We start from the raw sequence: 14,789 nt of genomic DNA on the forward strand, positions 1-14,789 counted from the left end.
GGGTTCAGGCGCCGGCCGTGCGCGGGCGGGGCGGGGCGATCAGCGGGCCCGGCACGAGCGCCGGGGGGATCAGCCGGTGCCCCGGCGGCGTGGGTGGCGTGCCCTGCGCGTGGGCGGCGATGGCCTCCACGGCGAGCCGTGTCACCTCGGCGGACATCTCGGGGACGGGCAGTTCGATGCGCGGCAGGTCCTGACCGCCCACGTCGTCGGGGAGGTTGCCGACCGCCACGACCGCCAGGTCCTCGGGCACCCGCAGCCCCTCCGCCGCCACGGCGGCGAGGACGTGCGGGAGCGCCGCCACGTGCTGCACCACCAGGGCGGTCGGCGGGCGCTCGCCGTGCAGCAGGGTGCCGATGCGCCGCGCGAGCCGCGCCATGTCCCCGGTCGACTGGTGCACGCGCACGTCGGCCCCGGTCTCCGGCGCCGCGCGGCGCGCTCCGGCCACGCCCCGGATCGCGTAGCCGCGCCGCGCCTGGATCTCGCGCTCGGTGGTGGCCAGGTACGCGATGTCCCGGTGGCCGGCGGCGGCGACCTCGTGGACGGCAAGGGCGGCGGCCGCCTCCCAGTCCAGATCGGTCCACGGCAGCGCGGAGTCGTCGGCGGACCGCCCCAGCAGCGCCGTGGGGAAGCCGAGTTCGAGCATGGCCGCGATGCGCGGATCCTCCATTTCGACGGCCATCAGGATCGCGGCGTCCGCCTGGCCGCCGCGCGCGATGCGGCGCAGCCCCGGCACGCCTTCCCGCGCGGTCATGAGCAGGACGTCGTAACCGTGGGCGCGGGCCGCGTCGCTGATGTAGATGGCGAATTGCCCGTCGACCGCCCGGTAGCCGCCCGCCACGCGGGGGAAGGCCAGCGCCAGCACGTTGGTCCGCGCGCTGCGCAGCGTGCGGGCGCTCGCGCGCGGGTGGTAGCCGAGCTCGTCGATCGCCTGCTGCACGGTGCGGCGGGTGTCCTCGGAGATCTTGCGCGAGCCGCTCAGAACGTACGACACGGTGCTCGGTGCGACCCCGGCGCGCTCGGCGACGTCCTTGATCGTGGTCATGCGGCTCCTTCGCGACCCGTGTGCCGGGTTGTCGAATCGATTCGTCGAATCGATTCACCACTACGGAGCACGATGCTATGTCGGCCCCCCGGGGTGAGGCAATGGCCCCCGCCCCGTCGTGCCGGTGTGTGACGCATGCCGCGAGCCCGGGAGGGCCGGTGCGGGCGGCACCGACGGGGCGCCGGGAGGGCGTCCCGTGTGGACGAGGCAACAGCGGCACCGCTGGGCGCCGCGATCGGCGCGTTCGGTTCGGTGGGCACCGGCGGCTTCGCCCGGGCGGCGATGCGGGGGCGGTGACGTGAGCGGGGGTTCACGTGCCGCGCCGCCACGGGGTGCTTGCGCGGATGACGCAGGGCCTCCCGCGCTCTGGATTGCACGCAGTGGAGGCGGTCGTGGGACGCCGCCTTCCGACGCTGCGCCGACGTCGCGCGGACATGGCGAGGCGGCAGGGTGGGCCGGAGGCTCATGTGCCGCCGGGGTCCGGGGGGCCGCCGAGGGGGCGGGAGGTGGCGAGGCCGGCGAGGAGGCCGGCGGCGGCGGTGACGGCAGGGTAGCTGAGGACGTGGTCGACGGCGGCCTGCATGGCGAGGCCGGTCAGGGCGGCCGCGGCGGTCAGGACGACGGGGGTCGGGCGCGGGGAGCGCTGGAGGGCCCAGAGCAGCCAGACGTAGGAGGCGCCGAGGAGGGCGACGCCGGGCAGTCCCTGCTCGGCGGCCAGTTGCAGGGGCGCCGACTGCGGCGTGCCCCCGCCGGGCGCCGAAGGAGCCGGTGCGGTGCCCGCCTCGGCGAAGCGGCCCGGGCCGATCCCGCGTACGGGATGGTCCCGGGCGGTCTCCAGGGCGTCGTGCCACAGCCGGACCCGGGCCGGGGTGAGCTGCCCGGACAGCGAGGCCGACAGCCCCGGCGGCAGGGCGTCGACGGCGACCGCGCAGGTGCCGCCGACCGCCACGACGAGGGCCAGGGCCAGGCCCGCGAGGCCGACCGCGCGGCGCGTGCGGTCGGCGGCAAGCGAGCACAGGACCACCCCGAGGCACGCCGCGAACCCCGCGGCGGAGCCGACGGCCAGCGCGAACCCGGCCGCCGTGGCGCCGAGCAGGCGCAGGCCCAGCCGGAGCGGTCGGGTCCGCGCGGCCCAGGCTGCACAGCAGGCGGCGCCGGTGGCGAGCACCATGAGCGCGGCGTCGGCGTTCGCGTACCCGAGCGGCGGGGTGTCCGGGCCGCCGGACAGGCGACCGGGGAGGGCGACCACCAGGACGACCGCGGTCAGGGCCGCCACGGCGGGGACGGCCACCGGACGCAGGGCGCCGCCGACGCGGCCTGCCGCGTATCCGGCGGTGACCGCCAGGACGGCCAGGAGCACGCCCTCGGGACGGGCCGGGCGGCCCGCCGCGGCGACCAGCGACCACACCGCGCAGCCGGCGAGGACCAGCGCGCCGACCGCGTCCGTCCATCCGGAGCGCGGGCGTTCCGCCGGGCCGTCGCCGGCACCCCCGACCCCTGACCGCGTGCCACCGGTTCGCGTGTCCATCAGCGCACCCCCTGACCCCCGGGGAACCCCCCGGCCCCGGGGGTCACCGTAACCGCTGGGGGCTCGGGATGTGGAGATCCCGTGCGCGAACGGCAAGTGCCGCGCTCACGGACCTGATCCACGGGAGGGTACGGCCGAGGACGTAGGCTCGGCGGCGTGCCGATTCCCGAATTCCTCCGCGAGCTGCGGGCCCTCGTCGGCCACCGGCAGCTGCTCCTGCCCGGTGTCACGGCGGTCGTCCTCGACGACGACGACCGCGTCCTGCTGAACCGGCGGGCGGACAACGGACGCTGGTCCCTCATCGGCGGCATCGCCGAACCCGGCGAGCAACCCGCCGAGACCGCCGTCCGCGAGGTGCTGGAGGAGACCGGCGTGCGCGCGGTCGTGGAGCGCGTCGTCCTGGTCCAGACGATCGACCCGGTCCTCTACCCCAACGGGGACCGCTGCCAGTACGTGGACATCACCTTCCGCTGCCGGGCGGTCGGCGGGCGGGCCCGGGTCGCGGACGACGAGTCGCTGGAGGTCGGCTGGTTCGACGTGGACGGTCTGCCCGACCTCGGCAACCACGGGCGGCTGCGCCTCAAGCACGCGCTGTCCGACGGCCCGACCTGGTTCGAGCCCGTGGGGCCGCCGCAGGAGTGAGTGTGCGCCACCCCCATTGGCGGTGTCGCGAGTGTGGGTGGCGCACACATCGGTCGGGGCCCACGCGCTGCCTAGCCTGCAGTGCATGACGCCCACGCCCCCCGCGCCCCGTCCCGCAGCAGGCCCCGTCCCGCCGTCCGGGCCGCCGGACCTGGACGGACGCACCGCGCTCGTCACCGGCGCCGCCGGCGGCATCGGCCGCGCGTGCGTCCTGCGCCTGGCCGCGGCCGGTGCCAAGGTGCGGGCCGCCGACCGGGACGCCGAAGGCCTGGCCGAGCTCGCGGAACAGGCCGCGGCGGGCGGCCGCCCCGGCGCCGTCGAGACCGTGACGCTGGACCTGACCGACCTCGACGCCGCCGAGCAGGCCGCCGCGGGCACCGACATCCTGGTCAACAATGCCGGGCTGCAGCTCGTCCGCCCCATCGAGGACTTCCCGCCCGACGTCTTCGCCACGGTGCTGCGCGTGATGCTGGAGGCGCCCTTCCGGCTGATCCGGGGGGCGCTGCCGCACATGTACGGGCAGGGCTGGGGCCGGATCGTGAACATCTCCTCCGTCCACGGACTGCGCGCCTCGGCCTACAAGAGCGCCTACGTCTCGGCCAAGCACGGGCTTGAGGGGCTGTCCAAGACCGCCGCCCTGGAGGGTGCCGCCCGCGGCGTCACCTCGAACTGCATCAGCCCCGCCTATGTGCGCACCCCGCTCGTCGAGCGGCAGATCGCCGACCAGGCGGCCGCGCACGGCATCGATCCCGAGCGGGTCGTCACCGAGATCATGCTCGCCGACTCCGCCGTGAAGCGGCTGGTGGAGCCGGAGGAGGTCGCCGAACTGACCGCCTACCTCTGCTCGCCGCAGGCGTCCTTCATCACCGGTGCCTCGCTCACCATGGACGGTGGATGGACGGCGCACTGATCTGCCGGTATCCCTGACAGCGTGCCCCGCGACCCACTCCACGCCCCCGACGACGACGGCGGAACCATGGCTCCCCACAGCCCTTCCGACGCACCCTTCCTGCGGCTGCTCGCCCGCGGGGCACCGGCCGAGGAGTACGAGCGGCCGGTCCTCGCGGCCAGGGCCGAGGGCGCGCCCCCCGCCGTGCTCGCGGAGATGGAGCAGGCCAAGCTGCTGGCCCTGCGCGTGCGGGCGGAACTGGAGGGCCGGCGGCGGCGCGAGGCCGAGCTGTCGGCGCTGTTCGAGACGGCGGGCGACCTCGCGGGCCTGCGGGACCTGGACTCGGTGCTGCAGGCCATCGTGCAGCGGGCCAGGTCCCTGCTCGGCACGGACGTCGCCTACCTCAGCCTGATCGACCGGAAGGCCGGCGACACCTACATGCGGGTCACCGAGGGGTCGGTCTCCGCCGAGTTCCAGCGGGTACGGCTCGGGATGGGGGAGGGGCTCGGCGGTCTGGTCGCGCAGACCGCGCTGCCCTACGTCACCGAGTCCTACTTCGACGACGAGCGCTTCCGGCACACCCACCCGATCGACTCGGCCGTGCACGACGAGGGCCTGGTGGCGATCCTGGGCGTGCCCCTCGTGCTGGGCACCGGCGTCATCGGGGTGCTGTACGCCGCGGACCGCCGGGCCCGGGTGTTCGAACGCGGCCAGATCGCCCTGCTGGCCTCCCTCGCCTCGCTCGCCGCCGTCGCCATCGACACGGCGAACCTGCTGGAGGAGACCCGGTCCGCGCTCGCCGACCTGGGCACCGCCAACGACACCATCCGCAGCCACAGCGCCGTGCTGGAACGCGCCTCCGAGGTGCACGACCGGCTCACCGAACTCGTCCTGCGCGGCGGCGGCGTGGACGACGTCGCGGACGCCGTCGCCGAGGTGCTCTCCGGGACGGTGCGGGTCGTCGGCACCGACCGCGACCCCGTCCCCGACATGCTCGCCGATGCCGTGGCCCGCTCCCGGAAGGACGGCCACGCCGTACGGCAGGGCCAGACCTGGACGGCCGCCGTCACCGCGGGCGGCGAACTGCTGGGCGCGCTCGTGCTGCACGGCCACCCCGAACTCGACCCCGTCGACCAGCGCACGCTGGAGCGGGCCGCCATGGTCACCTCCCTGCTGCTGCTCGCCCGGCGCACCGCCGCCGAGGCCGAGCAGCGCTTCCGGGGCGAACTCCTGGACGACCTGCTCGATGCCCCGCAGCGTGACCCCGCACTGCTGCGCGAACGCGCGGGCCGGCTCCGCGCGGACCTCGACGCCCCGCACGTCGTCCTCGCCGCCCGCGTCGGCGAGGAGCACGCCGGGGCCGCAGCCGACCGGCAGCGGCTGTGGTCGGCCGCCTCCCACCTCGCCGCCACCCGGCGGGGTCTGGCCGCAGCGCGCGACGGGGGCACCGTGCTGCTGCTCCCGCTGGAGCCGGGCTCCGACGCCTCCGCCACCGCCCGCCGGATCGCCCAGCAGCTGGGCACGGCGGTGCAGGCGGCCGTCACGGTGGGGGCGTCCGGCCCCGTCCACGCGCCGGCCGGGCGGCCCGGCGCCGTCGCCCTGGCCTACGCGGAGGCGCAGCGCTGCGGCGACACGCTGCGCGCCCTCGGCCGGGTCGGGGAGGGCGCCGCGGGCGACGACTTCGGCTTCCTCGGGCTCCTGCTGACCGAGTCGCGCGACGTCGACGGCTTCGTGCACCGCACGATCGGCGCCGTCGCCGACTACGACAGCCGCCGGGGTACCGACCTCGTGCGCACCCTGGACGCCTACTTCGCCAGCGGGATGAGCCCCGTGCGCACCAAGGACGCCCTCCACGTGCACGTCAACACCGTCGCGCAGCGCCTGGAGCGCATCTCCCACCTGCTCGGCGCCGACTGGCAGGCCCCGGACCGTGCGCTGGAGATCCAGCTCGCGCTGCGCCTGCACCGGCTCTCGGCCGGGCAGGAGGGCCCGCCGGGTCCCGCCGGTCAGGTCTGATCCGCGCCCGCGACCAGCTCCACCTCGAACCCGTCGCCGTTCTCCAGGTAGGCGGCGTAGTGCTCCTCGCCGCCGGCGTACGGATGCAGCTCGAGGAACATCAGCGTCCAGCCGTGCCGCGGCGAGCGGGCCACCAGGGCGTCCAGCTCCGCGCGGCCCGCCACATGGAACGCGAGGTGGTTCAGCCCCGCCCTGCGGCGCTCGTGCGGCCCCTCGACGAGGTCCGGTGACCGTTCGACGACGATATAGGTCGCCCCCAGCCGCCAGCTGCGGCCCGCCTCCCACCGCTGGTACCGGACGTAGCCGAGCTCGCCCAGCAGCCAGCCCCACTCGGCGTCCGCGCGCTCCAGCTCCGGAACCCACAGCTCGACATGGTGCAGCACCCCCGTCATCTCTCTCGTGTCACCCACGGTCACGACGGTAGACCCCGCCACTGACACACCGTGACGGGGTCCACGTACCGGGGGTGCGGAACGTGTCCGCACGGGGTCAGCCCGCGTGGGCCGACCGGGCCAGCGGGGCGTCCTCCACGGTCCCGGACTCGACGGCGTCGAGGTCCCGGCCGCGCGTCTCCTTGGCCACCCCGACCGCGACCAGCGTGAGCAGCGCGGCGGCGATGACGTACAGCGAGATGGGGACCGAGCTGTCGTAGGACGCGAGCAGCGCGGTCGCGATGAGCGGAGCCGGGGCGCCCGCGGCCACGGAGGCGAACTGGGCGCCGATCGAGGCCCCGGAGTAGCGCATGCGGGTCGCGAACATCTCGGAGAAGAAGGCCGCCTGCGGCGCGTACATGGCGCCGTGCAGCACCAGGCCGCCCGTGACGGCCAGCAGCAGGGCCGGGAAGCTCTTCGTGTCGATCAGCGCGAAGAAGGGGAAGGCCCACAGGCCCACGCCCGCCGCGCCCAGCAGGTACACCGGCCTGCGCCCGACGCGGTCGGAGAGCGCGCCCCAGGCCGGGATGACGGCGAAGTGCACCGCGGAGCCGATGAGCACGGCGTTCAGCGCGGTCTGCTTGCCCAGGGCCGCGTGCTCGACGGCGTAGACGAGGACGAAGGCGGTCATGACGTAGTAGCTGATGTTCTCCGCCATGCGGGCACCCATCGCCACCAGGACGTCCCGCCAGTGGTCGCGCAGGACCGACACCAGCGGCAGCCGCTCGATCGTGGACTCCTCCGTCTTGCGGGCCTCCGCCCTGGCCAGCGCCGCCTTGAACACCGGGGACTCGTCCACCGACAGCCGGATCCACAGCCCCACCATCACGAGCACGCCCGAGAGCAGGAACGGGATGCGCCAGCCCCACGAGGTGAACGCGGCGTCCGAGAGCAGCGCGGTCAGCGCCGACAGCACACCGGTGGCGAGCAGCTGCCCGGCCGGCGCGCCCGTCTGCGGCCACGAGGCCCAGAACCCGCGCCGCTTCGCGTCGCCGTGCTCGGAGACCAGCAGCACCGCGCCGCCCCACTCGCCGCCGAGCGCGAAGCCCTGCACGAGGCGGAGCATGGTGAGCAGCACCGGAGCGGCGACGCCGATCGTGGAGAACGTCGGCAGCAGGCCGATGCAGAAGGTCGCGCCGCCCATGAGCAGCAGGCTCAGCACGAGCAGCCGCTTGCGGCCGAGGCGGTCCCCGAAGTGGCCGAAGACGAGGGCGCCCACCGGGCGGGCGGCGAAGCCGACGGCGTACGTGAGGAACGACAGCAGCGTGCCGACCAGGGGTTCCTCGTTGGGGAAGAACAGCTTGTTGAAGACCAGCGCGGCGGCGGAGCCGTAGAGGAAGAAGTCGTACCACTCGATGGTGGTGCCGATGAGGCTCGCCGCGACGATTCTGCGGAGCGAGCCGGGTGCGGTGGGCGCGGGTGCCGGGGTTGCCATGGTCACCACTTCCGGGCGGGGGACGGGGACGTTTCCGATGTCGCCACACCGTAGAAACGGCCACGTCACGCTCCCATGTGGTGGAACACCACAGTTATGCCGCCGGGTATGCAGGCGGGCACCATGAGCGTCCCGCTCGGGGTACCCGGCGTGGCCGGGGCGGGGCCGGGCGGTGGTGCCCGGGCGCCGGGAGGGTCCATTCGAGTGGCGGCCGCTCACGAGATATCTTGATGTCGAGCAATGTTGCAGACGTGGAGCGGAGCACCCGGTGACTGACTCGACCATCATCTATACGCACACCGACGAGGCGCCGGCGCTGGCGACGTACTCGTTCCTGCCCGTGATCCAGGCGTACGCCTCCACGGCCGGAGTCGCCGTGGAGACCCGTGACATCTCCCTGGCCGGGCGCATCATCGCGAGCTTCCCCGAGTACCTGGAGGAGGGCCAGCGCATCGCCGACGCCCTCGCCGAGCTCGGCGAGCTCGCCAAGACCCCGGCGGCGAACATCATCAAGCTGCCGAACGTCTCGGCCTCGATCCCGCAGCTGAAGGCCGCGGTCGCCGAGCTGCAGGCGCAGGGCTACGCGCTGCCGGACTACCCGGACGACCCGAAGTCCGACGAGGACAAGGACGTGCGCGCCCGCTACGACAAGATCAAGGGCAGCGCCGTCAATCCCGTCCTGCGCGAGGGCAACTCCGACCGCCGCGCCCCCGCGTCGGTCAAGAACTACGCCAAGGCGCACCCGCACCGCATGGGCGCGTGGTCGGCCGACTCGAAGACGAACGTCGCGCACATGACCGCCGACGACTTCCGTTCCACGGAGAAGTCCGCCGTCATCGCCGAGGACGGCGCGCTGCGCATCGAGCTGGTCGGTGACGACGGCACGACCACCGTGCTGCGCGAGTCGGTGCCGGTGCTCGCGGGCGAGGTCGTGGACGCCTCCGTCATGCGCGTCGCCGTGCTGCGCGAGTTCCTCGGCGAGCAGGTCGCGCGCGCCAAGGCCGAGGACGTGCTGTTCTCGGTGCACCTGAAGGCCACGATGATGAAGGTCTCCGACCCGATCGTCTTCGGCCACGTGGTCCGCGCCTTCTTCCCCAAGACCTTCGCCCAGTACGGCGAGACCTTCGCGGCGGCCGGCCTCACCCCCAACGACGGCCTCGGCGGCATCCTCAAGGGCGTCGAGTCCCTTGCCGACGGCGCGGCGATCAAGGCCTCCTTCGAGGCCGAGCTGGCCGAGGGCCCGGCCCTGGCCATGGTCGACTCCGACCGCGGCATCACCAACCTGCACGTCCCGAGCGACGTCATCGTCGACGCCTCCATGCCGGCCATGATCCGCACCTCCGGCCACATGTGGGGCCCGGACGGCCAGGAGGCCGACACCCTCGCGGTGCTCCCGGACAGCAGCTACGCCGGCATCTACCAGGCCGTCATCGACGACTGCCGCGCGAACGGCGCCTTCGACCCGGCCACGATGGGCTCGGTGCCCAACGTCGGCCTCATGGCGCAGAAGGCCGAGGAGTACGGCAGCCACGACAAGACCTTCGAGATCCAGCACACCGGCACCGTCCGCCTGGTCGACCAGGCCGGGAACGTCGTGCTGGAGCAGGCCGTCTCCGCCGGCGACATCTTCCGCGCCTGCCAGACCAAGGACGCGCCGATCAAGGACTGGGTCAAGCTCGCCGTCACCCGCGCCCGCGCGACCGGCGACCCGGCGGTGTTCTGGCTGGACGAGGAGCGCGCCCATGACGCGAACCTCATCGCCAAGGTGAAGCAGTACCTGACGGAGCACGACACCGAGGGCCTGCAGATCGAGATCAAGTCCCCGGTCGAGGCGATCAAGTTCTCCCTCGACCGCATCCGTCGCGGCGAGGACACGATCTCCGTCACCGGCAACGTGCTGCGCGACTACCTGACCGACCTCTTCCCGATCCTGGAGCTGGGCACCAGCGCCAAGATGCTGTCGGTCGTGCCGCTGATGAACGGCGGCGGCCTCTTCGAGACCGGCGCCGGCGGCTCCGCGCCCAAGCACGTCCAGCAGCTGGTCAAGGAGAACTACCTGCGCTGGGACAGCCTCGGCGAGTTCCTCGCGCTCGCGGTCAGCTTCGAGCACCTGGCGACCACCACGGGCAACGCCCGCGCCCAGGTCCTGGCCGACACCCTCGACCGCGCCACGGGCACCTTCCTCAACGAGGACAAGTCGCCCAGCCGCCGGCTCGGCGGCATCGACAACCGCGGCAGCCACTTCTACCTGGCGATGTACTGGGCCCAGGAGCTGGCCGGGCAGTCGGACGACGCCGAGCTGGCCAAGGCCTTCGGCCCGCTTGCCCAGACGCTGACCGAGAAGGAGCAGGTGATCGTCGACGAGCTGATCGCCGTGCAGGGCTCCCCGGCCGAGATCGGCGGCTACTACCAGCCCGACCCGGCCAAGGCCGCGGCCGTCATGCGTCCGTCTGCGACCTTCAACGAGGCGCTGGCGACCCTCGCCTGACGCGACCGGCAGTACGACGCGAACCGCCCCGGCTGGTGATCCAGCCGGGGCGGTCCCGTGCACGGGTCGCGGTGGGGCGCGCGGTTACGCGAAGACGCCGTCCAGCCACGCCTGCCAGCGCTGCCCGGCCCGCTCGCCGTCGGCGCCGGGGGCGAAGTCGTGCACGCTCACGCCGACCGGGGCGCCGAAGTGGTTGCGGCCGAAGACCCGGTACATCGCGTCGCCGGTCCGCAGGCCGACGAAGTACCGGTCGCGGTAGTCGACCACGGCCTCCACCGGCCCGGCGCCGGGCAGTTCGACACGCACCACGGCACCCTCGGCCGCGTCGTCCGGCACGCCGAGGGCGCGGCTGACGACCTCGAGGGCGTCGGGCGAGGTGGACGCGGCGGGGCCGTTCACCGTGGCGAAGGCGGCCGGCCGCCCGCTGAAGTGGGTCAGGTACTGGCGCAGGGTGTGCAGGTAGAAGTCGGTGTGCTTGCTCGCGCCGTCGTACTGGTTGTCCCAGTCGTCGACGAAGACGCCGCTGTGCACGTAGCGCACCCAGGCACCGCCGCCCTCGCGCTCCTCGATGACGTGCTCGAGCTGGTTGAAGAACTGGTTGTCGACGCCCTCCGGGCTCTCCGACCGGGCGATCAGGTGGTGCGGGGGGTCCCAGGCGGTGAGGGTGCCGCCGAAGGGCGCGGCGCCGCCTTTGCGCGGCTCGAACTCCTGGGGCCACAGCCAGCCGGCGGAGCCGGTGGTGACGGCCTCCCAGACCTCCTCCGGGCTCGCCTCGGTCTCGAACTCGCGGACGATCTCGAATTCCTTGGACATGGTGCTTCTCGCTCCTCGGGGGACGGGCCCGGACGCCCGGACGACGTGGTGGGTGGTGGGGTGGTGGTGGGGGTGGTGTTCGGCGGGTGGGGTGCGGTGCCGGCCGCGACGGGTCACGGGCCGCTCACGGGGACTCCTCGACGGCGGCCGGCGTGGCCCGCCCGACGGCCGGTGCGGCCTCCCCGGACGGCCCTGGCGTGGGGCCTGGGTCTTTGACGGTGGGGTGGAGCGCGACCACGATGCGGTGCTCGCGACCGCCCTCGCCGTCCGCGTCGTGGTACTTGGCGATCAGCGCGCTCACCCCGCGGGTCAGCTCCTCCACGAACGCGGCCCGGTCGGCGGCGGAGGCGAAGCGCACCTCCCCGTCGAGGGCGTACGTCGCGAGCGGCTTGCGGGCCCTGGCCGCACCGGTGATCAGGGTGCCGACGTCGCGGACGAGCCGGGCGGCGACGGCCAGCAGCCAGCGCGCGGACAGCTGGTCGCGGAAACGCCCGGGGTCCGGCTGGACGGCGGCCAGCGCGAGCGGGGAGATCACGTACGAGGCCGCGGTGGCCCGCATCAGCCGCTCGGTGACGTTGCCCTTCCGGCGTTCGCCGGCCAGCTCGACCAGGCCGTGCGCCTCCAGCGTCCGCAGGTGGTAGTTCACCTTCTGCCGCGGCAGCCCGACCCGGGCGGCGAGCATGGCCGCCGACGCGGGCCCCTCCGCCAGCTCGGCGAGGAGGCGGGCCCGTACGGGGTCCAGCGTGGCGGCGGCGGCCGCCGAGTCCTCGATCACGCTCACGTCCAACATGGCTCCACCGTCTCACCGAAAAGTTTTTTTGTCCAGCTCACATTTCTTGTCGGTGAGCCGGGGACACCCGCCGGTAACGCCGGGGCCCCGGACGAAACACCGATTTCACCTGCCGCGCGAACGGACCTGACACCGCCGTGGGCCGTGTCCGCGCAGGTGACGCGGCGGAACGCCGGGGGCCCCAGCGCGTTACAGCGTGGTACTGCACCCCGCACCCCAGGGCTCCTAATGTCAGCCGTCAAGCGGCCCGGAGTTCACCTTCGCGGCCCGCTCATTGCCGCGACGTCGGAGGGAAGACCGATGAGTCGAGTAGTGCGCGCCGCGCTCGTCCAGACGAAGTGGACCGGCGACAAGGAATCGATGACCGACCTGCACGAGCGGTACGCCCGCGAGGCGGCCGCCCAGGGGGCGCAGGTCATCGGCTTCCAGGAGGTGTTCAACGCCCCGTACTTCTGCCAGGTGCAGGAGCCCGAGCACTACCGGTGGGCGGAACCGGTGCCGGACGGCCCGACGATCGTGCGGATGCAGGCGCTCGCCAAGGAGCTCCGCATGGTGATGGTGGTGCCGGTCTACGAGGTCGAGCAGGCGGGCTTCTACTACAACACCGCCGCCGTGATCGACGCCGACGGCAGCTACCTGGGCAAGTACCGCAAGCACCACATCCCGCAGGTCAAGGGCTTCTGGGAGAAGTACTACTTCAAGCCCGGCAACCTGGGCTGGCCGGTCTTCGACACGGCCGTCGGCAAGGTCGGCGTCTACATCTGCTACGACCGCCACTTCCCCGAGGGCTGGCGGGCACTCGGCCTCGCCGGTGCAGAACTGGTCTACAACCCCTCCGCCACCTCGCGCGGGCTGTCCGCCTACCTGTGGCAGCTGGAGCAGCCGGCCGCGGCCGTCGCCAACGAGTACTTCGTCGCCGCCATCAACCGGGTCGGCCAGGAGGAGTACGGCGACAACGACTTCTACGGCACGTCCTACTTCGTCGACCCGCGCGGTCAGTTCGTGGGCGACGTCGCCTCCGACAAGGAGGAGGAACTTCTCGTGCGCGACCTGGACTTCGGGAAGATCGAGGAGGTCCGTCAGCAGTGGGCCTTCTACCGGGACCGCCGCCCCGACGCCTACGGCCCGCTGACCGAGGCCTGAGGGGAGGGAGGGAACCGGTGAGCCGAACCCTGATCCGCGGCGGACTGGTCGTCACCGCCGCAGAGGAGGTCCACGCCGACGTCCTCGTCGAGGACGAGAAGATCGTCGCCCTCGCCACCACCGGCAGCACGGTCGCCGAGGGCTGGACGGCCGGCACCGTGATCGACGCGACCGGGACGTACGTCGTCCCGGGCGGTGTCGACGCGCACACCCACATGGAGCTGCCCTTCGGCGGCACCTTCGCCTCGGACACCTTCGAGACCGGCACCCGGGCCGCCGCCTGGGGCGGTACGACGACGATCGTGGACTTCGCCGTCCAGTCGGTGGGCGAGTCGCTGCGTGCCGGACTCGACGCCTGGCACGCCAAGGCCGAGGGCAACTGCGCCGTCGACTACGCGTTCCACATGATCGTGTCGGACGTGAACGAGGACAGCCTCAAGGAGATGGACCTCCTCGTCGACGAAGGGGTCACCTCCTTCAAGCTGTTCATGGCCTACCCCGGTGTCTTCTACAGCGACGACGGCAAGATCCTGCGGGCCATGCAGCGCGGTGCCGACAACGGCGGCCTGATCATGATGCACGCGGAGAACGGCATCGCCATCGACGTGCTCGTCGAGCAGGCGCTGGCCGCGGGCAAGACCGACCCCCGCTACCACGGCGAGGTCCGGCGGGAGCTGCTGGAGGCCGAGGCGACCCACCGCGCCATCCGGCTGGCCGAGGTGGCCGGTGCGCCGCTCTACGTCGTCCACGTCTCGGCCCAGCAGGCGGTCGCGGAGCTGGCGACGGCGCGCGACCGCGGTCTCAACGTCTTCGCCGAGACGTGCCCGCAGTACCTGTTCCTGTCCACGGACAACCTGGCGGAGCCGGACTTCGAGGGCGCCAAGTACGTCTGCTCGACGCCGTTGCGCCCGAAGGAGCACCAGGCGGAGCTGTGGAAGGGTCTGCGGACCAACGACCTGCAGGTGGTGTCCACGGACCACTGCCCGTTCTGCTTCGTGGGGCAGAAGGAGCTGGGCCGGGGTGACTTCTCGAAGATCCCCAACGGTCTGCCGGGGGTGGAGAACCGGATGGACCTGCTCCATCAGGCGGTGGTGGACGGGCACATCAGCCGGCGCCGGTGGATCGAGATCGCCTGCGCGACCCCGGCGCGGATGTTCGGGCTGTACCCGCGCAAGGGGACCATCGCGCCGGGCGCGGACGCCGACATCGTCATCTACGACCCCGATGCGGAGCAGGTGATGTCCGCCTCCACCCACCACATGAACGTCGACTACTCGGCCTACGAGGGCAAGCACGTACGCGGCAAGGCCCGCACCGTGATGTCGCGCGGCACCGTCGTCGTCGACCGGGACCGCTACCTGGGCCGGGCCGGCCACGGCCGCTACCAGACCCGCGAGACCTGCCAGTACCTCGTCTAGCCACCCCAGGGAGCAGAGCTATGGATTTTGGTCTCGTCCTGCAGACGGACCCGCCCGCGTCGGGGGTCGTGGAGCTGATGCGGCGCGCCGAGCGCAACGGCTTCACCCACGGCTGGACCTTCGACTCCACGGTGCTGTGGCAGGAGCCGTTCGT

Annotated in this window: 12 protein-coding genes and 1 pseudogene; 7 read left to right on the forward strand and 6 right to left on the reverse strand. The window is 73.2% G+C overall.

Annotated elements, in window-relative coordinates; all coding sequences use genetic code 11:
* Positions 1-4: 4 nt before the first annotated feature.
* Entirely contained in the window at positions 5-1,042 is a 1,038-nt protein-coding gene (locus ABZ312_RS34375; RefSeq protein WP_500439433.1) for a LacI family DNA-binding transcriptional regulator, read from the reverse strand.
* Positions 1,043-1,505: 463 nt separating this feature from the next.
* Positions 1,506-2,570, reverse strand: a complete 1,065-nt coding sequence (locus ABZ312_RS34380; RefSeq protein WP_500439434.1) for an O-antigen ligase family protein — start codon at positions 2,568-2,570, stop codon at positions 1,506-1,508.
* A 156-nt stretch (positions 2,571-2,726) separates the two neighbouring features.
* Here ABZ312_RS34380 and ABZ312_RS34385 point away from each other — a divergent pair, with 156 nt between their 5' ends.
* From ABZ312_RS34385 to ABZ312_RS34395, 3 genes are all read left to right on the forward strand, one after another.
* Complete coding sequence (locus ABZ312_RS34385) at positions 2,727-3,212, forward strand: NUDIX hydrolase (protein WP_500439435.1); 486 nt, start codon at positions 2,727-2,729, stop codon at positions 3,210-3,212.
* Between the two features lie 85 nt (positions 3,213-3,297).
* Positions 3,298-4,122, forward strand: coding sequence for a 3-hydroxybutyrate dehydrogenase (locus ABZ312_RS34390; RefSeq protein ID WP_500324325.1), 825 nt, complete (start codon positions 3,298-3,300; stop codon positions 4,120-4,122).
* Positions 4,123-4,188: 66 nt separating this feature from the next.
* Positions 4,189-6,117, forward strand: a complete 1,929-nt coding sequence (locus tag ABZ312_RS34395; protein WP_500324488.1) for a helix-turn-helix domain-containing protein — start codon at positions 4,189-4,191, stop codon at positions 6,115-6,117.
* Here ABZ312_RS34395 and ABZ312_RS34400 read toward each other — a convergent pair.
* Entirely contained in the window at positions 6,108-6,527 is a 420-nt protein-coding gene (locus ABZ312_RS34400; RefSeq protein ID WP_500439436.1) for a VOC family protein, read from the reverse strand. The genes ABZ312_RS34395 and ABZ312_RS34400 overlap by 10 nt on opposite strands.
* A gap of 79 nt (positions 6,528-6,606) precedes the next feature.
* Positions 6,607-7,983, reverse strand: a complete 1,377-nt coding sequence (locus ABZ312_RS34405; protein WP_500439437.1) for an MFS transporter — start codon at positions 7,981-7,983, stop codon at positions 6,607-6,609.
* A 268-nt stretch (positions 7,984-8,251) separates the two neighbouring features.
* Between ABZ312_RS34405 and ABZ312_RS34410 the strand changes: the two genes are divergently transcribed.
* Positions 8,252-10,471 carry an NADP-dependent isocitrate dehydrogenase gene (locus ABZ312_RS34410; RefSeq protein ID WP_500324322.1) on the forward strand — a complete coding sequence of 740 codons (2,220 nt, stop codon included), beginning with the start codon at positions 8,252-8,254 and terminating at the stop codon, positions 10,469-10,471.
* An 84-nt stretch (positions 10,472-10,555) separates the two neighbouring features.
* Here ABZ312_RS34410 and ABZ312_RS34415 read toward each other — a convergent pair whose 3' ends face one another.
* Positions 10,556-11,284 carry an SRPBCC family protein gene (locus ABZ312_RS34415; RefSeq protein ID WP_500324321.1) on the reverse strand — a complete coding sequence of 243 codons (729 nt, stop codon included), beginning with the start codon at positions 11,282-11,284 and terminating at the stop codon, positions 10,556-10,558.
* Between the two features lie 124 nt (positions 11,285-11,408).
* Entirely contained in the window at positions 11,409-12,074 is a 666-nt protein-coding gene (locus ABZ312_RS34420; protein WP_500324320.1) for an ArsR/SmtB family transcription factor, read from the reverse strand.
* Between the two features lie 300 nt (positions 12,075-12,374).
* On the opposite strand from ABZ312_RS34420, the gene ABZ312_RS34425 reads away from it, so the two are divergent.
* The 3 genes and pseudogenes from ABZ312_RS34425 to ABZ312_RS34435 form a co-directional block, all read left to right on the forward strand.
* A complete protein-coding gene (locus tag ABZ312_RS34425) occupies positions 12,375-13,217 on the forward strand; it encodes a nitrilase-related carbon-nitrogen hydrolase (RefSeq protein ID WP_500324319.1) in 843 nt (280 codons plus the stop codon).
* A gap of 17 nt (positions 13,218-13,234) precedes the next feature.
* A complete protein-coding gene (gene hydA, locus ABZ312_RS34430) occupies positions 13,235-14,635 on the forward strand; it encodes a dihydropyrimidinase (protein WP_500324318.1) in 1,401 nt (466 codons plus the stop codon).
* Between the two features lie 20 nt (positions 14,636-14,655).
* A pseudogene (locus tag ABZ312_RS34435) lies at positions 14,656-14,789 on the forward strand (TIGR03842 family LLM class F420-dependent oxidoreductase); the annotation flags it as partial.

It is taken from the genome of Streptomyces sp. NPDC006207, from assembly GCF_040613835.1.
Taxonomy (GTDB): Bacteria; Actinomycetota; Actinomycetes; order Streptomycetales; family Streptomycetaceae; genus Actinacidiphila.